At 35.3% G+C, this 20,463-nt stretch carries 18 protein-coding genes and 3 riboswitches; of the genes, 4 read left to right on the top strand and 14 right to left on the bottom strand.

Annotated elements, in window-relative coordinates; translation table 11 throughout:
* Positions 1-429 precede the first annotated feature (429 nt).
* Complete coding sequence (locus tag MHH98_RS09905) at positions 430-3,456, top strand: efflux RND transporter permease subunit (protein ID WP_340712714.1); 3,027 nt, start codon at positions 430-432, stop codon at positions 3,454-3,456.
* A gap of 101 nt (positions 3,457-3,557) precedes the next feature.
* On the opposite strand, the gene MHH98_RS09900 is transcribed toward MHH98_RS09905, so the two are convergent.
* The 14 genes from MHH98_RS09900 to MHH98_RS09835 all read right to left on the bottom strand — a co-directional run bounded on the left by MHH98_RS09900 (position 3,558) and on the right by MHH98_RS09835 (position 17,794).
* Entirely contained in the window at positions 3,558-4,424 is an 867-nt protein-coding gene (locus tag MHH98_RS09900) for a GNAT family N-acetyltransferase (RefSeq protein ID WP_340712712.1), read from the bottom strand.
* A 172-nt stretch (positions 4,425-4,596) separates the two neighbouring features.
* Complete coding sequence (locus tag MHH98_RS09895; RefSeq protein ID WP_340712710.1) at positions 4,597-6,453, bottom strand: ABC transporter ATP-binding protein; 1,857 nt, start codon at positions 6,451-6,453, stop codon at positions 4,597-4,599.
* The gene (locus MHH98_RS09890) at positions 6,450-8,174 is read right to left on the bottom strand and encodes an ABC transporter ATP-binding protein (protein ID WP_076035053.1); all 1,725 of its coding nucleotides are present in this window, start codon (positions 8,172-8,174) and stop codon (positions 6,450-6,452) included. Before MHH98_RS09890 ends, MHH98_RS09895 begins: the two co-directional genes overlap by 4 nt.
* Positions 8,175-8,179: 5 nt before the next feature.
* Positions 8,180-8,650, bottom strand: coding sequence for a MarR family winged helix-turn-helix transcriptional regulator (locus tag MHH98_RS09885; protein ID WP_076065374.1), 471 nt, complete (start codon positions 8,648-8,650; stop codon positions 8,180-8,182).
* Between the two features lie 210 nt (positions 8,651-8,860).
* Positions 8,861-10,033 (bottom strand): MDR family MFS transporter, encoded by a 1,173-nt coding sequence (locus tag MHH98_RS09880; RefSeq protein WP_340712708.1) that lies wholly within the window; start codon positions 10,031-10,033, stop codon positions 8,861-8,863.
* A gap of 268 nt (positions 10,034-10,301) precedes the next feature.
* Positions 10,302-10,529 carry a DUF3953 domain-containing protein gene (locus tag MHH98_RS09875; protein ID WP_340709424.1) on the bottom strand — a complete coding sequence of 76 codons (228 nt, stop codon included), beginning with the start codon at positions 10,527-10,529 and terminating at the stop codon, positions 10,302-10,304.
* A gap of 286 nt (positions 10,530-10,815) precedes the next feature.
* The gene (locus tag MHH98_RS09870; protein ID WP_083669601.1) at positions 10,816-11,694 is read right to left on the bottom strand and encodes an RsmD family RNA methyltransferase; all 879 of its coding nucleotides are present in this window, start codon (positions 11,692-11,694) and stop codon (positions 10,816-10,818) included.
* A 77-nt stretch (positions 11,695-11,771) separates the two neighbouring features.
* Positions 11,772-12,353: a branched-chain amino acid aminotransferase gene (locus MHH98_RS09865; protein WP_076035048.1), complete on the bottom strand. Its 582-nt coding sequence runs from the start codon at positions 12,351-12,353 to the stop codon at positions 11,772-11,774.
* A gap of 237 nt (positions 12,354-12,590) precedes the next feature.
* Entirely contained in the window at positions 12,591-13,055 is a 465-nt protein-coding gene (gene ribH, locus MHH98_RS09860; protein ID WP_053415785.1) for a 6,7-dimethyl-8-ribityllumazine synthase, read from the bottom strand.
* Positions 13,056-13,068: 13 nt separating this feature from the next.
* Entirely contained in the window at positions 13,069-14,259 is a 1,191-nt protein-coding gene (locus MHH98_RS09855) for a bifunctional 3,4-dihydroxy-2-butanone-4-phosphate synthase/GTP cyclohydrolase II (protein WP_076065368.1), read from the bottom strand.
* 18 nt (positions 14,260-14,277) lie between these two features.
* Positions 14,278-14,916: a riboflavin synthase gene (gene ribE, locus MHH98_RS09850; RefSeq protein WP_076035045.1), complete on the bottom strand. Its 639-nt coding sequence runs from the start codon at positions 14,914-14,916 to the stop codon at positions 14,278-14,280.
* 3 nt (positions 14,917-14,919) lie between these two features.
* Positions 14,920-16,005, bottom strand: coding sequence for a bifunctional diaminohydroxyphosphoribosylaminopyrimidine deaminase/5-amino-6-(5-phosphoribosylamino)uracil reductase RibD (gene ribD, locus MHH98_RS09845; RefSeq protein ID WP_340712706.1), 1,086 nt, complete (start codon positions 16,003-16,005; stop codon positions 14,920-14,922).
* A gap of 134 nt (positions 16,006-16,139) precedes the next feature.
* A riboswitch (FMN riboswitch) is annotated at positions 16,140-16,273 on the bottom strand.
* 126 nt (positions 16,274-16,399) lie between these two features.
* A riboswitch (FMN riboswitch) is annotated at positions 16,400-16,533 on the bottom strand.
* A 147-nt stretch (positions 16,534-16,680) separates the two neighbouring features.
* A riboswitch (FMN riboswitch) is annotated at positions 16,681-16,814 on the bottom strand.
* Positions 16,815-16,994: 180 nt separating this feature from the next.
* On the bottom strand, positions 16,995-17,318 hold the full coding sequence (locus MHH98_RS09840; protein ID WP_340708953.1) for a hypothetical protein: 324 nt from the start codon (positions 17,316-17,318) through the stop codon (positions 16,995-16,997).
* A gap of 278 nt (positions 17,319-17,596) precedes the next feature.
* Entirely contained in the window at positions 17,597-17,794 is a 198-nt protein-coding gene (locus MHH98_RS09835) for a hypothetical protein (RefSeq protein ID WP_038182509.1), read from the bottom strand.
* Between the two features lie 233 nt (positions 17,795-18,027).
* On the opposite strand from MHH98_RS09835, the gene MHH98_RS09830 reads away from it, so the two are divergent.
* The 3 genes from MHH98_RS09830 (at position 18,028) to MHH98_RS09820 (ending at position 20,444) form a co-directional block, all read left to right on the top strand.
* Positions 18,028-18,783: a class I SAM-dependent methyltransferase gene (locus MHH98_RS09830; RefSeq protein WP_076035043.1), complete on the top strand. Its 756-nt coding sequence runs from the start codon at positions 18,028-18,030 to the stop codon at positions 18,781-18,783.
* Between the two features lie 208 nt (positions 18,784-18,991).
* Positions 18,992-19,531, top strand: coding sequence for an RNA polymerase sigma factor (locus MHH98_RS09825; RefSeq protein ID WP_076065365.1), 540 nt, complete (start codon positions 18,992-18,994; stop codon positions 19,529-19,531).
* Positions 19,521-20,444: a stage II sporulation protein P gene (locus tag MHH98_RS09820; protein WP_076065364.1), complete on the top strand. Its 924-nt coding sequence runs from the start codon at positions 19,521-19,523 to the stop codon at positions 20,442-20,444. The genes MHH98_RS09825 and MHH98_RS09820 overlap by 11 nt, the downstream gene beginning before the upstream one ends.
* Positions 20,445-20,463: the final 19 nt, after the last annotated feature.

Raw genomic sequence — 20,463 nt, 5'->3', positions numbered from 1 at the left:
ATTCTACTATTTCAAAGGAAAGTCAACAGCAACATGATTTTAATGCTCTCTTAATACAGGTTAACTTTTTAAGTTGGTTAGTTTTTAAATAATTTGTTTCCAAGTACTAAAATAGTCTACCTTCCAAATTTCGTTCTGATCACTGATTCAATTGGGTGAGTACCAGACTTTTATAAAAAATAACTATTTTTCTTATTATTTAAATATGTACGTTCAAATTTAGAATCATTTAATCTGTAATCAATCCCTCTGTTGATTCAAAATCAGTCTTAAGACGTAGAAAAACCACCAACTCTGGTCTATTATCCTTAAAATTCCAATGACTTACAATTACTTACAGGAGGAACGACGCAAATAAAGCGAGAAATATTAATGTTGAAAATGAGCTATAAAAAAATGGATGAGCATGTGAAAGGAGATTTTTTTAATATGTCTATCTTTACTAAATGGTCCTTCAAGAATAAAGCGGCCATAACATTAGTTACAATCCTTGTCTTACTACTAGGTACTGTTAGTTATTTCAAATTACCAATGGAGTTTTTGCCACCCGCCGATCAACCGCAAATAACAATAATTGCACTGGGGCAAGGAGTCGATTCTAATTCGATGGAGCAACAGGTCACAACCCCAATTGAAACCGCAGTGAGTTCTGTCAAAGGTAAAAAAGATTATTTCTCTACAACAGGTGATGGATTTTCACAAATCGATATATTATTTGAATCAAAAACCAATATGAAAGATGCCAAGCAGGAAGTGCAAGAAGCTCTTTCTACCGTCACATTACCAAAGAATGTACAGAAACCTTCAATCATTCAGCTTAATACATCCATGATTCCGATTGCAGATGTTTCTATTACTTTTAAGGATGGATTAACAAAAAGAAACAGCGAATTTGCTAAGAAAAAAATCATTCCAATGTATAAAGATATTAAAGGTGTCGCAGATGTGCAAGCGTTTGGTACAGAAAGTTCATATGTTTCTATAAAAATAAATAATACGCTATTAGCAGAAAAACAATTATCACTTGAGAATATTATGACAATACTCCAAGATCAAAACCTTTCTGCTTCAGTCGGGGAAAAAACGATTGACGACAAGGCCAGTAACATCAAAATCATTGGAAAATTGAATTCTTTGAAAGACATCCAACAACTTTCCATTGCTCCAGATGTCAAACTGGCGGATGTCGCAAAAGTAAGCATTAAAAAGCCAACTACTACTCTTACTCGTGTAAACGGTAAAGATGCGTTGATTCTTATTATGACGAAACAAAGTAATGCAAACGCAGTAAGTACAGGGAAAGAAATTGCCGAAGTAACAAAGAAAATGAATAAACAATATCATAACGTCCAAAGTGATGTTATTATGTCGACAGCCGATATGATAGAAGGTTCCGTAAATACAATGATGAAAGAAGTATTATTAGGCGCACTATTCGCGACCATAGTAATTGTACTATTTCTAAGAAACCTACGTTCAACATTTATTACGATTGTCTCCATACCGCTTTCTCTAGCTTTTACACTGTTTCTGCTATGGATGTCAGGAGTCTCGTTAAACATTTTGACATTAGGTGGAGTAGCTGTGGCTGTTGGAAGGCTTGTTGACGATAGTATCGTCGTAATAGAAAACATTTTCCGGAAAATGCAAAACGAAAAATTCTCAGTAAGTCTTATTGTAGAAGCGACAAAAGAAGTAGGAACAGCTATATTAGCTTCTACACTAACAACTGTTGCCGTCTTCTTACCAATAGGATTAGTTAGTGGCAGTTTACAAGACTTTTTAATGCCATTTGCCTTGACGATCACATATTCTTTACTCGCTTCATTAATTGTTGCAGTCACAGTTGTACCGTTGATGAGTTCATCCTTATTGAAAAATAGTAAACTTGCTTCGCATAAGCCAGCAGTACGTTTTTCTCGCTTATTAACATGGACACTAAACCATAAATGGGTTGTATATCTACTTTCTTTATTATTATTTGCAGGTTCAATTGGGACTTATTTTGCAATGCCTAAGGGAGAGATTGATAAATCGACAGCTGATTTCATACAGGCAACTTTAGAATATCCAAATGATACACCACTTGAAAAAGTAAAAGAAAATACACTTCGCCTTGAAGATTACATTCACTCTCAGGATGAAGTGGAATATGAATATACACAGCTTGGTAATACAGAAGATGCCGCGAGATTTGGCGGGGTTAATTCTCCAACGCTTGCAACAATCATGATCATGTTAAAGGATAGTAAAGATACAGAAAAAATGCTTGAAAGACTAGAAAAACAAAAGAATGAGTATGTGGGTGCAGAACTAACAGTAGAAACAGCTTCCTTTATGTCAGGTTCATCTTCACCAATTACGATTGATGTTATGGGTGATGATTTAAATCAAATTGAAAAAACTGCAACTAATGTAAAAGAAAAAATCGAAGGAATAAAAGGTATTGATAAGGTAACAACCAATCAGGATGACAAAAAAATGGTCTATTCTTTTAAAGTGAATGCTGCTGAAGGAAGCGCAACGCAAATTTCTCAGCAATTAGGTGTTTTTCTAAATCGAACGCCTATAGGAATGGCAACGATTGGTTCACAACCAACTACAATTATGTTAGAGCCTCTCCTGAACCCAAAAACAAAAGATGAATTAAACAAGATGTTAGTTGCTACTCCTACAGGAATGGCGCCTTTATCTAAAGTAGCAAAGTTAAAACAAGAAGAGAAGCCAACAAACATAATCCATAAAGATGGAAATTCATATGTACGTATTACCGCTAGTGTTGATCCTGAGCATCTATCAAAGGTCAATGAAGAGATTACTAAAACTATCTTTGGTAAGAAAGATGTAAAGGGAATGAAGATTCCAGCTGGAGTAAACGTATATATTGGCGGTGCAAGTGCTCAACAAGCAGACGATTTCTCTGATTTATTTATCACTATGCTTGTATCAATAGGAATCGTGTTCTTAATTATGGTTGTAACCTTTAAGACATTCCGTGCACCAATTGCAATATTATGTTCACTTCCATTAGCAGCAATCGGTGCGATTCTCGGCCTATTGATTAGTGGAATTACGGTAGATGTTACGGCATTACTTGGTGCCTTAATGTTAATTGGAATTGTAGTTACGAACGCGATTGTTTTGCTAGATCGTGTCAAACAAAATGAAAAAACAATGATTATTCGCGATGCACTAGTAGAAGCAGCAGCTACAAGAATGCGTCCAATTTTAATGACCGCTATGGCGACAGTAAGTGCTATGATTCCATTATTATTTAAAAAAGCAGAGTCAACTAGCTTAGTTTCCAGTAGTCTTGCAATCGTCGTAATTGGCGGTTTAACAATGGCCACATTGCTGACACTTGTGGTGATTCCCGTTATTTACGAGACTCTTCACTTCCGAAAAGCAAAAAGGCAGCAAAGAGAACAAGCAAGCGAAATGAATGAATCTGTTTAACATAACAAACAAGCCCTTCAATCTGTTGATTGAAGGGCTTGTTTCATAAAAGCGATTAAAAAACCTTGTTCAATCAATTTATTAAAAGTTGAACAGGTAAGTTAGTAAGTTTTTGTCATAAATACTTGTGAAACAGGCGTCTCCTCAAATCCCTTTTTCGTTAATAAGGAAATCACTCGTCCGTTTCCTTTTAAGAAGTTATAAGTAGTACGATTTATTGGCTTATCGTATTCCAAAGCATACGCAAGTAATGCATTTAGTACATCTTCATCACCATTTTCAGATACTTGAAACAATGTAATACCTTCCGTTTCATTTCCGAACACATATTTTTTCCGAATAAGACATGCAGACTGTACATCTTCATCCTTTGTAATCATCACAACTTCTCCACCTATTTTAGGTGTGTTACTAGGATCTGTTTGCCAAGGTACAATAGCCGGAAATAATCCTGAACCTATTGCATGCACAGCAGGAATTCTTTGAATTTCATAGCCATCTAAATTTGGTAATTGATGATCTAATGCCCCATTTGCTGATAAAAAGAGCAAATCGTCAACTACTTTGTAACCACACTTCTCATATAATGATATGGCTGGTCTATTTTCAGAAAGTGCTTCCAATGTAGCTATAGAAACTTCGTTGTCCATTAAGACTTTCTCCGCCTCTTGCATCAAAGAAAAGCCCAACTTCTTCCCGCGATATTCGGGAACAATACCGGTTCCACCATTCCATGAAACCTTTTGACCATCCACTTCTCTAATTCCCTGCAGTACAAATCCGACAGGCTCAATACCATCATACGCAACGACTGAGAGCGATGGAGATAAACCTTCATTTCCAAACTTACTAATGAATGTTTCAAAAGATAAATTCATCGGTAATAAATAACCTTCAAACCCTCTATTAAATAATTCATGTGCTTCTTGAAAGCTTACTGACGACAATAATTTATAAGAAATGTTCATTGTTTACCCCCGCTTTTCATCATGTTATTCGGACTGTAATTTCTGCAAATATATTAAGCTATTCTTTTATTATATTGTTATTTATTATTTTATACAATTCAAATATTACTGACTATTCTGTTCTCAAAATTTTAAAAGCCTTGATTCCAAATTAGAATCAAGGCTACATTTATTACATTGCTTTTTTATTTGAAAATTGACTGTTATAAAGGTCAGCATAAAAACCGTCTTCTTCTAACAAATCTTGATGTGTTCCTTGTTCAATCACTTTACCTTGATCCATCACTAGGATCAAGTCAGCGTCTCTGATAGTGGAAAGACGATGTGCAATAACAAAGCTAGTTCGCCCTTCCATTAAACGATTCATCGCCTGTTGGATCAGTAATTCTGTACGTGTATCAACACTTGAAGTTGCTTCGTCTAAAATCATGATCGGAGGATCCGCAAGTACAGCTCGAGCAATAGTTAAGAGCTGCTTTTGTCCTTGCGAAATGTTTGATGCTTCTTCATTTAAAACGGTATTATAACCGTCTGGAAGTGTACGAATGAAGTGATCTGCTCGAGCTGTTTGGGCAGCCGAGAATATTTCTTCATCTGTCGCATTTTCTTTTCCAAAAGCTAAGTTTTCTTTAATTGTTCCATTAAAAAGCCAAGTATCCTGAAGCACCATGCCAAATGTTTTGCGGAGGTTTTCGCGAGATATGTTACGTGTATCAATACCATCTATTTTGATTTTCCCGTCATTTAACTCATAAAATCTCATTAACAAATTGATCAGGGTCGTCTTACCAGCTCCTGTTGGACCTACAATGGCAACTGTTTGACCTGGAAGTACTTCAATATTCATGTCTTCTATTAATAGTTCCTTGCCATATCCGAAACTAACATTCTCGAAAGTAACGGCACCTTTTGCTTTTGTTAAACTAGAAGATGTCACTTCTTTTACTTCCTCTTCTTCATCTAGTAGTTCAAAAACACGTTCCGCTGCTGCAATTGTTGATTGGATAATGTTTGCAATGTTCGCTGTTTGTGCAATAGGCTGGGTAAACTGTCGAGTATACGTAATAAATGCTTGTATATCCCCGATTGAAATCGCACGCTGCGTTACTAAAATACCACCAACAACACTAATGATGACATAACTTAAATTCCCGATGAAAGACATTAATGGCATGATCATTCCCGAGATAAATTGTGCTTTACGACCTGCTTGATATAATTTTTCATTTACTTCATCGAATTCTGCGACTGCTTTTTTCTCATGTCCAAATACTTTAACGACTTGGTGGCCTGTATACATTTCTTCAATATGACCATTTAACTGGCCAAGTGTTTTTTGTTGATCTGCAAAATGTTTTTGGGACCTTTTCAAAATTGGTTTAATAACGAAAATTGAAAGAGGTAGGCTTACAATTGATATTAACGTCAACAACGGGCTGATTGTTAACATCATGATAATAATCCCTATTATGGTTACGATCGAAGTGATGAATTGTGTCACACTTTGCTGTAGCGTACTGCCAATTGTATCAATGTCATTTGTTACTCTACTTAAAGTCTCTCCATTTGCACGTCCGTCATAATATTTCAATGGAAGCTTCTCTAGCTTTTCATTGATCTCTGTTCTTAAATCATAAACTGTCTTTTGAGCGACACTAGACATAATATACTGTTGAATATACGAAAACAAACTGCTAATAACATAAAGTCCCGCAAGTAACAGTAACAATTGTCCAATAGCATGGAAGTCGATTTCAGCTCCTGGTACTCCTTTGAATTTGCTATATGCCCCTTCAAATAATTCAGTGATTGCATTCCCCATTAGCTTTGGCCCTACAACCATGAAAACAGTACTCATAATTGCTGCTAAAAATACGATAAGTAATCGATTACGATATGGTTTTAAAAAGCTCAGCAAACGTCTAAACGTACCTTTAAAATCTTTAGCTTTTTGGCCCGCCATCATCATATTACCGCCATTCCCCATTGGACCGCCGCCTTGAGGTTGCGTTTTTCTATGCTTACTCATGCGATTTCCTCCTCTGAGAGCTGTGATTTAACGATTTCACGATAAACTTCATTTTCTTCAAGCAACTCTTTATGTGTACCTATACCAGCTATTTCGCCTTTATCTAAAACGATGATTCGATCTGCATCAACTACGGTACTGACACGCTGAGCAACAAGTAGCATGGTTGCATCCTTCGTTTCTTCTTTTAATGCAGCACGTAGACTTGCATCTGTTTTGTAATCAAGCGCTGAAAAGCTATCATCGAATATATAAATATCCGGTTTTCTTACTAACGCTCTTGCAATAGAAAGTCGTTGTTTTTGACCACCAGATACATTTGAACCACCTTGAGAAATCTCAGATTCATAACCATTTTCCATTTTGCTTATAAAATCTTCTGCTTGGGCTATACGCGCAGCATGTTCAATATCTTCTTGCGTAGCATCTTCTTTGCCAAAGCGAATATTTTCAGCAATCGTACCTGTAAAAAGCAGTGCTTTTTGCGGTACATAACCAATCTTAGAACGCACCTCATCGATTGATGTCTCTTTTAGATCCACACCATTTACTCGAATCGTTCCACTAGTAACATCATAAAAACGGGGGATTAGATTCACAAGTGTTGATTTACCAGCACCAGTCCCCCCTATGATTGCAGTAATTTCTCCTGACTTAGCATTGAAACTAATATTAGATAAAACAGGCTCTTCTGCTCCTGGATAAGTAAAAGAGACGTTGTCAAATTCAAGTGTTCCTCGCTCTTGGTCTACAGCTTTAGACCCTTCATTAAGTATTGTTGGTTTCTTATCTAACACTTCATTAATACGTTTAGCAGATACTGCTGCTCTCGGAATCATAACAAACATCATAGATGCCATAACAAGAGCAAACATGATTTGCATGACGTATTGAATAAAAGCCATCAAGTCCCCGATCTGCATACCACCGTTATCGATACGAATTCCACCAAACCAGATGATGCCAACAACTGTTAAATTCATCACAAGCATCATAACAGGCATTAAAAACGCCATCACTTTATTGACTTTGATAGAAACGTCCATTAAATCTTTATTAGCCTTTTGTAAACGAACTTTTTCTTGCTTTTCTCGATTAAAAGCACGGATAACGCGGATTCCTGTTAAATTTTCTCGTAACACTAAATTCAAACGATCTAAACGTGTTTGCACTAATTTAAAAAGAGGTATTCCTTTTGACATGATGAAAATAACTGCGCCCATTAGTACAGGGATTGTCGCTACGATAATAAGCGATAATTTTGCATCCTTTGATAGAGCCATTATTAATCCGCCAACAAACATAATCGGTGCACTTACAACCATTCGTAGTAACATGATCACTACTTGCTGTACTTGAGTTATATCATTTGTTGTTCTTGTAATCAGTGATGCTGTTCCAACCTCATCAAAATCTTGAAGTGAAAATTCCTCAACATGATTAAACACTTTTCGGCGGACATCACGACCGAAACCCATTGCAGCTTTTGATGAGTAATAGCTTGCAACAATCGATGCGCACACACCGAATGCAGCCACTAAAAGCATTAATCCACCGATTTCCAAAATATACTTTTTATCACCTACTACTACCCCCTTATCAATAATATCTGACATTAGAGTAGGTAAATACAGATCAGCCATGGATTGAACGAATACAAGTCCAACCACCGCTAGAACAATCCACTTATAAACTGTTAGGTTTTTTAGTAGTTTAAGCACTCAAATCATTCTCCTCTTTCTATAGCCTCTTCTAATAAAGTGATTATTTGACGTTGTGATGTTAGAAGATCATCATATTGTTTTTCACTGAGTGACTCAGTCGCTGACTCAAAAGCTTGGAGAATACTACTCTCTTGGCTTTGTATCTTGTTATAAAGTAATTGACCTTTAGTACTAAGAGTCAACAACATTTCTCTTCGGTTATCTTCTACAGGATTTCTATGAATCAATTCAGCCTGCACAAGCCCATCAACAGCTTGACTTAATGTACTTTTCGGAAAAAACGTTGCCTTCCCTAACTGTTTTTGAGTCATCTCTTCAAATGGTGCAAGCGTTATTAATAGAGCATATTGAGGAATCGTAAGATCATTTTCTAATGCCGTTCTTTGCACTATTCTCCTAATACAATGGTTCACATGCCAAAATGAATGTAATAACTTTTCAGACCTTATACCAACGTCCTTTTCTAGACTCAAAATCCCCCACTCCTTTCATTACAAACAGTTCCATTACGAACAGTTCTATAATAGCACAATTAAATTTACCTTTTTATTGAAGATCAATCAAGAGAAAAGCGTTGCATTTGGTAAACTATTTTCATTACTAAAACCGCAAAAGAAAACCCAGTTAGAGGGCTTTTTTAATACTGTCCTTTAACCAGGTTATTTTACATATTCAAGTTAACTTTACTGTTTCATATTCATCGCCGTCTTATAAAAAGCTGCACTAGATAGTACAATCAATGCTACCAATAAGAAGAGTTGATCTTGGAAATGCACTAACAGCCACCCGCCAATGACTGGTCCGATGAAGCTTCCTAAGTTCTTGAATTGGGCAGCCCCTAAAAAGCTTGCTTTTTGTGTTTCTGGTGCAATTTCATCAATTAGGACATTCATTGTTGGGAAAACAAAGATCTCACCTATAGTAAACAATACCATCCCAATAACAAATATAAGACTACTATTTGCCACGCCAAATAAAGCTAATCCCGCTACAAAGAATCCTATACCCAATAATAGTGTAAATTTCGTTGAATATCGCTCCGAATAAATACTAATCGGTAATTGCAAAATAAGAACGACCGCAGCATTAAGTGCTATTAATAATGAGTAAAGTTTTACTCCATCCTCAACAGTCAATTCGACCAATTGAGGTAATGTGGAATCGAACTGAGAATATCCAAAGTTTATCAATATCGCACCTGCAACAAACAGCTGCATTTTTCGATTCGATAAAATAATACGAAACATATGATGTATTTGAATTTGTGTTGCTAGTTTTTGCTGTTTCATTTCATATCGATTCAATACAATCATCAAAAAGATTCCGTATACGCAGTACATAGCGCCTGTAAACAAAAAAGGTACGCTTGGACTTGACAGGCTGGCAATATATACTCCAACAACAGGACCTATAACAGCAGCTATATTAATTGCTGTATATCGTAATGAAAAGAGACGTTTTCTTTTTTCTTGTGGTGTAAAATCAATCATTAATGCTTGTGTAGCCGGTTCAAAAAATGAACGACATAAACCATTGATAGCATTTAAGACTATGAACATAGCAACTATATTTGTCGTAGCGAATCCTATAAATACCGTACTCCAAACAAAAACCGTGATTAATAGAATTCGTTTTCTACCAAATCGGTCAGTCAAATAACCGCCGATAAAGCCCCCTATAGTAGATAGTAATGGGGCAATTCCTATCGTTATACCTATAAGTAAAGGTCCTGCTCCTAAATCTTTATGTAGATAAAGCGCTAAAAAGGGCATAGCCATAAAGCTCGCGATACGTGTAAATACTGTACCGCCTAAAATAATCCATACTAATGGATGAAACTGTTGGAGAAATCTCAATTATAAGCACTTCACTTTCAAATAATTAATTTTAGAACTTTTCAACAAATATAACACCGTCCATATATATATGAATAGTATTATATTTTCACTACTTTAATTATTTTGAAATATTGCTGTATATTAGGCAAAGGGTGTCTAAGATTTAACTTTTAATAAGACTCTTTTTTACTTCAATGTTGTTTTTATCAAAATAAGAAGCGTACTCGATAAATATATCGAACACGCTTCTTGTTTCTATCGTGGGGTTATTAATAATAATCACCCTCTAAACTAATATAAAACTTTGAATAACTACGATTAGTGAAAATGCAAACACTATCATAAATAACCAACCTGTAAATTTTCCCCTCTTTTTGAAATCCTGTATTCCCATTACCAACATTGTTAAGCCTAAAAATAATATCATATATACTTGAAACTCGAAATTTTTTGTAATTAGTCCATAACCAGCCAATGCTAATGCAATAATTGAAAATAGAATGCGTAAGATCATTAACAAAGTTTATCCCCCCCATTCAGCTTTTTTATTTACTATCACAATTTGTTTTTCTTTCATTAAAGATTATTATTCTACAAACATTCCTAAAAAACCTCTTATTCTATCGTTTTTCTCAATGATACGCTACGTTTGTTTCGTTTATTGGGACTAAGCGACTTTCCTCCGCAAATGTGTGGCTACATCCTCCATCTGTATCAACAAAAAAATTAAACAGGGCTTTAAATAAAAAAAACCTTATGCTAGAAGAACAAAGTGTTCCTTATAGCATAAGGGTCATACTTTATTTACAAACCAATACTTGTCTAGAAAAAGTTCCTTTTCTTGCTTCACAGCGATCGATAATTTCAAAACCAGCTTCTTCAATCATATGGTCCATTGTATCAATCGTTACTATAACAACCTTTTTGGTGAATCGGCGAGCCTGCTTCACTATATCAAGCTGTTCTTCAACAGTAATATGTGTAAATAAATTGTACGGCATATCAATGATTGCAACATCATAATTGTCTTCAATCTCTGAAATTGGTCCAGTAGTTACATTGCCTTCTAGTCCGAAATGGGCGATATTCTTTCTTGAACCTAGCACTACACGTCGATTAATATCACGTCCTACGATATCAATTCCCATCGATAATGCTTCAACTAATACAGTCCCAATTCCACAACATGGATCAATTGCACGAACCCCGTTAGGATGCGGAACTGCAATATTTGCAACTGCTCTTGCGACACGTGTATTTAGTGCCGTTGAATACATATGCGGTTTTTGCTGGTGGTGAAGCCAAATAGGTTCACTGACTTCTAATTTACCAAAATACCATTTGTTATCTATCATAACGACACCAAATACAGTTTCAGGTTGATCTAAATCAGGTTCACCTTTAATACGTAAACCAATGTTACGTTCGATTTCTCGTCGTTTTGAGTGGCCTACCTTTTTCATAGAACCAAGCTCAGAGTCATTCAAACAAACAACTTTAAATGTTGCATAATCTAGGTCAAGTTGTTCAACTAAGTCCGCTATTTGTTCGAAGCTCTCACCTTCATATATTACTTCAAGGCGTTCTTTCATAAAGGGACTTCTACTTGGATCTATCTCTATTGTACTTTTCAACACATTTGAAAGGACGTCAAATCCAAAAAATGATCGCATCTCCATTCGACACAAATCATATTCATCTTTATGCCCTGAATATGTGTAAATAAATTCTCTGTTACTCAATCATTTCCCATCCTTCACTGTGCTTCCTCAATCTCTTCAACTAATTTGAAGAAGAAGCGATAAATCATGTTATAGATTTCTTCAAACGATTTCGCTTCGCTGAATCCTTCTATATAGTCTAATGGTACATTTACGTCCCATAAACCATCTTCAGCGGAAAACATGACACTGTATTTCGCATTATCTCCATGTAAATTCGTATTCAAATAAGTTTTTATAGCCTCGCAGAATTTCTTTTGTAATTTCAATCCAAATAAGGCTGTATATGTTTCAAAAACATCATCAAATTCTAGCGCTACAGCGTCCATGCGGATTAACTCAAAATTACTAGATTCTACATAAACAAATTCATTTGCTTGTTCTTTCAAATATGAAATTGGTTTCTGCAAGAAAGCAGTACTTTCCGCAGAGATTAATTCTTCCGTCTCTTTATTACAGCGTTCAAGAGCATTTATGTAAAATGTCTTTTCAGTAACAGCTACCCCACTAGGAAGTAATTCATGTTTTTCTGCGAATTCCTTTTCAATATCAAACAACTCAATTTTGTTTTCACTTATATGATTTGCAATATAATTTTCAATTTGTTGTTTTAACAATTTAAGTCAGCTCCTTTACTTGAAAGGAATTGAATTGGATTCCTCTCATACCCTAGTATAGCCTAAATTGGACTGTTAAGCCTTTAATTTATATGTATTCAGTTTTATCATGACATAAATTTTTGCTATGAGCACTAGGTATCATACCCTTGATTCTCATGTTAATGGATGCAAGCGGCTGGTATAATGGCTGATATGTAAAAAGCACTTCTACAATATCGTAGAAGTGCCTTATTTTTAAAATAGACGCTTTAAATTAGCCATTTCAATCGCTGCAATTGCAGAGTCATAGCCTTTATTGCCTGATTTCGTGCCTGAGCGTTCGATTGCTTGTTCAATATTTTCTGTTGTGACTATACCGAAAATAACGGGTACATTTGTATTTAACGAAACATTGGCAATTCCTTTTGCCGCTTCATTGCATACATAATCATAATGTGAAGTGGAGCCACGTATAACCGTCCCCAAACCTATTACTGCGTCGTAGTCACCTTTCTCTACCATTTGCTTTGCTATAAAGGGCACTTCAAATGCACCAGGTACCCACGCAACATCAATATTGTCTTCTGAAACGCCATGTCGTACTAACCCGTCCATTGCGCCACCTAGTAATTTACTTGTGATAAACTCATTGAACCTACCTACTACAATACCAATTTTTAAATCTGTTCCAATTAATTGTGCTTCAAATACTTTTCCCATTTTAAGATCCCCTTTACGAAATAAGATGATTCATCTTTTCTTTTTTAGTTTCTAAATAAAATAAATTGCTTGCTACAGCTTCAATTTCAATCGACATTCTTTCGACAACTTCAATGCCGTATGCTTCTAGGCTTTGAACTTTATCTGGGTTGTTCGTTAATAGGCGAACTTTTGATATACCTAAATTTTTTAGCATTTGAGCTGCTAATGCATAGTCACGTGCATCTGCAGGAAAACCCAACTTTACATTGGCTTCAACTGTATCAAAGCCCTGCTCTTGTAACTCATAAGTACGTAGCTTATTTATCAAACCGATACCTCTACCCTCTTGTTGCATATACAACACAACACCTGCCCCTTCAGTCTCGATGACTTTTAAGGCCTGTTCCAACTGAGGACCGCAATCACATCTTTCCGAATGAAAAATATCTCCTGTCAAACAAGATGAGTGAACGCGCACAATCGGAGCTTCAACAATATTTATGTCCCCTTTAACAAGTGCTACATGTTCGAATTTGTCGATGTCGTTTTCATAGCCAATCAAATTGAAATGGCCATAGCTTGTCGGAAGTTGTACATTAGCTGCTCTAGTGACTAGCTCTTCTTGGATGTAACGATATTGAATTAAACTTTCAATCGTAATCATTTTTAACTGATGTTTTTGGGCGAAGTCTATTAGCTCTTGTCCAGTAGACATCTCCCCGCTATCCCCCATTATTTCACAGATAATACCTGCTGGAATAGCGCCGCATGCTTTCGCCAAATCTACTGCCGCTTCTGTATGACCAGGTCTTTCTAATACGCCATTTCTTTTAGCAACTAACGGAAAAACGTGACCCGGTCTTTTAAAATCATCAGCTAATGCATTGGGATTCAATAAATGTTGAATCGTTTGCGAACGCTCAAATGCACTAATACCCGTCTTTGCATTACAATGATCAATACTTACTGTAAATGCCGTTTGATGGTGATCCGTATTATTGGACACCATTGGATGTAAGTTGAGCTCTGTTGCGATTTTTTCTGTGATTGGTGTACAAATTAGACCTCTTGCATGCGTTGCCATAAAGTTAATATTTTCTGGCGTTGCATATTCTGCAAGTGCTACTAAATCCCCTTCATTTTCACGATTTTCATCATCAACGACGATGATCATTTTGCCTTCTTTTAAATCCTTTAATGCTTCTTCAATTGAGTGAAACATTGCTATACACCGCCCGTTTTAATATCCGTTTTGTTGTAAAAAATCCATTGTAATTGCTGAAGTACTATCGTTATTCTGTAATTGATGAATAATATATTTGCCTAGCATATCTGTTTCGATATTCACTTGTTGTCCCGTTTCCTTCAGTGCGAAAATCGTTTCTTGATACGTATGTGGAATAAGAGATACAGTCAATTTTTCAGGATGTTTTTCAAAAATCGTCAAGCTTGTTCCATCAATGGCTACGGAACCCCTTGGTATACACAAATCACTCAGTTCTCTAGAGATAGCGATGTCAATGTAGACTGCATTTGCTTGCTTTGTTTTTCTGATAATAGTCCCTGTCCCATCAACATGACCTGAAACGAAGTGACCGCCAAATCGCCCATTTGCAGCCATTGCTCTTTCTAAATTCACCAACTGCCCTACTTTTAAGGAGTGAATTGTTGTCGCTTTGACCGTTTCTGGCATGACATCTAACGTGAATTCGTGAAGTGTGAAATGCGAAACGGTTAGGCATACGCCGTTTACTGCTACACTATCGCCAAGTTGCATATCCAACATGATGTCTTGAGCTTCAATAGTAAATTTCATACTCTCTGCATCTTTTTTCAGCTCTGTAATTTTTCCTTTTGCCTCAATAATTCCTGTGAACATACGCTATACCCCCACTCCCGAAATCACTTTAATTACATCACCAATTCGATCCACTTGCTGCAGTTTTAGTGGGACAGCATCAGCCATGCTTTTTACTTCTAAATCTTCCAACATCCCCATTCCATCATGGTCACCTACTAGTTTTGGTGCTATGTAAGTAATCATTTCATTAACTAGACCTGAATTGATAAAACTCGTATTTATACGCTGCCCCCCTTCTACATAAAGGGTGACGATATTTCGCCTTGCCAGCTCTTGAAGGACGTCCTGGATTGCGATTGTTTTTGTTTTAAGTTGGATTACTTGTACATTGTCTTGTGCAAAGCTGGTGATATGATCAGGGGTAACTTCAAGCCCAACAACAATCCATGTCTGCGTTGTTTGATCAGTGATAACCTTAGCATTTATAGGTGTTCTTAAATGCGTGTCCAAAATGATTCGAATCGGTTGTTTTTTACTTTCTGTAAATCGATTTGTTAGTAATGGGTCATCTGTTAACACCGTCCCAACACCAACTAAGATCGCATCCGTTTGCCCTCTTTTTCGATGAACATCCTCCTGCACTTCTTTACCTGTGATATTTTCATTTTTTCCATGAACGGTAGCAATCTTGCCATCCAATGTAATAGCTTGCTTTAACGTAACAAAAGGCAACTTCTGCTTCATAAAATGAAAATAAGCTTTATTTAATTTCACAGCTTCGGCTTCACAAAGCCCCACTTCCACTTCAATGCCAGCATCCTTTAGCTTTGTTACACCAGTGCCAGCTACTTTGGGATTTGGATCGAGTGTTGCTACCACTACTTTTTTTATACCTGCATTCAAAATGGCCATCGTACATGGTGGTGTTTTACCATAATGATTACAAGGCTCTAATGTGACATACATTGTACTGCCAACAGCATTTTCCCCGGCCATATTGAGTGCATGTACTTCCGCATGATGAGAACCGGCACTAAGATGCGCTCCAAAACCAACTACAGCACCTTCTTTTACAATGATCGCTCCTACTACCGGATTGGGCGAAGTTTGATCCTCACCTACTGTTGCAAATTTCAACGCTAAATCCATAAAATACTCGTCATGCATTGTGATAAACCTCCCTTTTTGAAAAATAAAAAACTCTCTAATTAAATTAGGGAGTTTGGGAGAGTATTAGATAAACGCATCGCTAAATAAACCTAATGAAATACTATTTTTCAAAAGGAATTGCGTGTAATCTAGCTGTCCTTCTCCCATCCAGACTATACTGTCGGCTTTGGATTCGCACCAAATCCTGCTCTTATCAAGCTCACGGGCTTAGAAGATTCACTTCATCACCGTCGATTGGGAATTTCACCCGACCCCGAAGGACTTACTTATTTAGTTTTTCCATCAAAAAAACTCCATAGATTTCTACGGAGTTTGATAGGAGTTATGTAAAATATCATAAGCAAATAAACCTATTAAAATACTTTATTTTTAATAAGACTTCGATATTCTCTACATCCTTCTCCCATCCAGACTATACTGTCGGCTTTGGACTCACACCAAATCCTGCTCTTATCAAGCTCACGGGCTTAGAAGTTTTACTTCATCACCGTCGATTGGGAATTTCACCCGACCCCGAAGGATATTACATATGAAATTAACAACAATACAAATAAGTTTTAGGGCATCAAAAAAACCCCATAGAACACTACGGAGTTTGATAGGAGACATAAATTATCAATGCTAAATAAACCTATTAAATCTACATAAATTTAATAAGACCTTGATATTCTTTACATCCTTCTCCCATCCAGACTATACTGTCGGCTTTGGATTCTCACCATATCCTGCCTAAAAAAGGCTCACGGGCTTAAAAGTTTTACTTTATCACCGTCGATTGGGAATTTCACCCGACCCCGAAGGATTATTATATTGTATGTAAATACCATAGCACTTTACTTATTTAAAAACTAGAGGTTTTTTAATTTATATTGGATTGTTCGAGAACATACTAAAAAGAGATTAGTCTTAAAAGCTTGATATGTTGGGCTATATTGACCTGTTACATGTCATGAGAAAATGTAATTTTTTTATTTACCAACACCAATTCACTGTATAGTTAAGGTAATAATACAAAAACCAAGGATAAAAACTATGGATATAAAAGCAATAAAACTCCATTTTCTCATTTCCAATTTCGGCCTTATTATACTATTTAAATTAATACAGGCAGGAATATAAATAGCTGTTGCAATGATAGATATTATTAAAAAGACACCTAGTAAACCATCATCGAAAGTAGAGTCTACTCTCAATCCAAAAGAATGCGAAGCGTACATTATTGTCATGAACCATAATACACCTATAAAAAAAGATAAATAGCCTAGAAATAAGTTAACTATTATGGAAATAGAACGGTATCCTATTCTCATTATATCCTCCTTTTCATTATTAAAATTATGCTTTAAAAACCTCATCACATTGATTTCTGTCGTAGTGTACATACTATTGAAAATAACCTTAAACTATTATATAAATCGTTTTAATATTTTATGTATATGACACAATGATATCGAATATTTACTAACATTTTCCCACCAGTTAAATTATCTGCTCTCATACAAAAATTTAAACATGCCTAATAAAAAAGCACTACATAATAAAACAATTTAATATCGTTTTATATGTAGCACTCCTCTATTCACCTTACTTATTCATTTATTCTTCTAGCATTATTTTTATTATTCGGTTTTTGTTTTTCTTCATGATTATGTTGTTTATGTGCTTCATCATTTTGTCCAACTACATCAAAGTCATCTGGACTCAAATCAAACCCATACCCAAATTCTTCACGACCTAAGTCATTTTTCTTTTTCGCTTTATTCTTTTCTTGGTTGTTATTCGCCATTTATATTCACCTCCATCCACTATAATTTGTTCATTTTCTTTTGATTTATTCTTAGTATTTATTTTGTAAACATGACTTGAACAAAACTATCTAAATATATTAATTTTCAATGTAAAAGAAATAAGCTCTTCTTAATAACCTAATTCCAAATCGTTATCAAAAATCAACTTTTTAATTATTTCTATATCATTCCAATTAACAGTATAGTTTTCTTAAGAAAAGGAGTGAGTGAAATGAATAGTACTTGGAATGCAACTTTATATGATACAAAACATCAATTTGTTTCAAAATATGGGGAAGGATTAATTTCGTTTCTTCATCCAAAAGTAGGAGAGCAGATTTTAGATGTCGGTTGTGGTACCGGTGATTTAGCTGCACAAATCGCTGAATTAGGTGCAAAAGTCATTGGGATTGATCAGTCAGAATCAATGATTGAACAAGCAAACCAAAAATTTGGTCATATTCCCTTCTACGTCAAAGATGCGCAACACCTTGGTTATTCAAAACAGTTTGATGCAGTTTTTTCTAACGCTGCTTTACATTGGGTGAAATCTCAAGATAAGGCCGTTGCAAGTATTTATGAAGCTTTAAAAGATGGTGGTCGCTTTGTCGCTGAATTGGGTGGGCAAGGTAATATTCAATCTATTGTGGAAGCAATTCAACAATCATTTAGTGAACTAGATTATGAATACAAAGCAGAAGAGTTCCCGTGGTATTTTCCAAGCGTGGCCGAGTATGTTGCTTTACTTGATGAACATGGCTTTAATGTGCACTATGTAGAATTATATAATCGTCCTACTGAATTATCTGGAGAAGATGGTATTTTAAACTGGTTGAATATGTTTAGTGACAGTCTACTCGAGCATTTGACCAAAATTGAAAAAGAAAAAGTTATTAAACGAACAGAAGCACATTTAAAAACCACTTTGTATCAAGATGGAAAGTGGATTGCGGATTATTACCGTCTTCGTGTATTAGCTACAAAATAAAAAGAGTCGCCCATTTGAAAATTGGGCGACTTTTTTGTATTCATCTTCTACTATTTGTAAAAAGAAGTTAAACTACAAATGAATATGGATGTTACACTACTAAAAGAAACAAACGATATCCTAAATATTAAATGAATAGAAAATATTTGTAACCTTTCTTATAGTTCAAACGATTAATATACGAATACATAATTGAGGAGGGAGAAATTTGTTCAATAAAGAGAACTTGGAAGACAGTATTATTGATATATACAATCACCATTACTTAGATGTATATAGGTTTCTTATTTGTTTTTCAGGTAATCAAAATGATGCTGAGGATATGACGCAAGAGGTCTTTCTACGAGTTTTGAATAATTTACCTAGCCTTAACAGAATAAACAATTTAAAAACTTGGATATTTTCTATTGCAAAACATGTAGCTATTGATCATTATCGAAAGAAAAAATTCGCCACTCTCTTTACAGAGGGATACTTTTTGCAGTTTAAATCAAATAACACAGAACCTAATGAATTAGTCGAACAATCCGAACTGAAAAAATCTGTTCATGTCGCTATCTCAAAACTAAAACCAAATTTTAGAACGGTCGTTATTCTAAGAGGTATAAACGAATTATCTATAAAAGAAACAGCTGAAATACTGCAATGTAGTGAGTCCAAAGTAAAAGTAGATTATCACCGAGCATTAAAAGAGCTCAAAAACAAATTAAATACTGATATAGAGGAGGTATTTATTAATGCAAAATGATAAAGATTTATTTGATTTAATCAAAAAAACGTATCCTCTTAATCCAAGAGCTGATTTTGTTTCAACTACTGAAGCTAAACTAAGACAACAGGCAAGAAAGCAAAATAGAAAAAAGGCTTATAAACGTTTATCAATTGCCTCTAGTGGATTAATTATGTGTGCAATAGCTATCTTTTCAATTATATCTTTTAAAGGTACTTCCGTACTAGATCCTACCCTATCTTCTATCGATAAAACGCAATCTGCGTCTGTAGTTAATAAACAAGAACCATCTATCTATATTTATCAACCTTCTGTTTATATATATCATTCACATAATTATGAATCCTTTTATTCAGAAATAGATGCTAATGAACAAAAACGCTTTTATGATGAAATAAAAAATATCACATTAGTCGGTAAAAGGCTAAGTAAGAACTTAAATGCCACCAACATCAGAACTATTCAAGAATCCAGAGATATTACAAGTATTCTTAAAGATAGAGGACTCGCCCTTAATAAGACGTATACAGTTTCAAGAGAAATTCTAGAAGATACGCTGAAAAAGAACAAAAATATTCAAATGGTGTTTGATATACACAGGGATTCAGCTGATAGAGATGTTACAACAATAAATATAAAAGGAAAAGACTTTGCTAAAGTAGAGTTTGTCATCTCCAAATCAAATGTCAACTATGAAAAAAATTTAAAGTTCGCTAATCGTCTTCACAATAAAATAGAAAAAAAATACCCTGGTCTCTCAAGAGGTGTCGTTATTAAAAACAACCCAACAGAACAAAACACCTACAACCAAGACCTCTTGAATAACATGGTACTATTACAAATTGGTGGAGTGGAAAATACACTACAAGAAGAGTATAGAACGACAGACATCTTTGCTGAGATGCTTAAAGAACTAATCGATCATAATTAAGAGCCTATTTTCGCCATAC

The organism is Viridibacillus sp. FSL H8-0110, from assembly GCF_038003565.1.
Lineage (GTDB): Bacteria > Bacillota > Bacilli > Bacillales_A > Planococcaceae > Viridibacillus > Viridibacillus arenosi.
The sequence above is the reverse complement of the archived record's forward strand: the minus strand, read 5'-3'. Positions and strand labels throughout refer to the sequence as shown.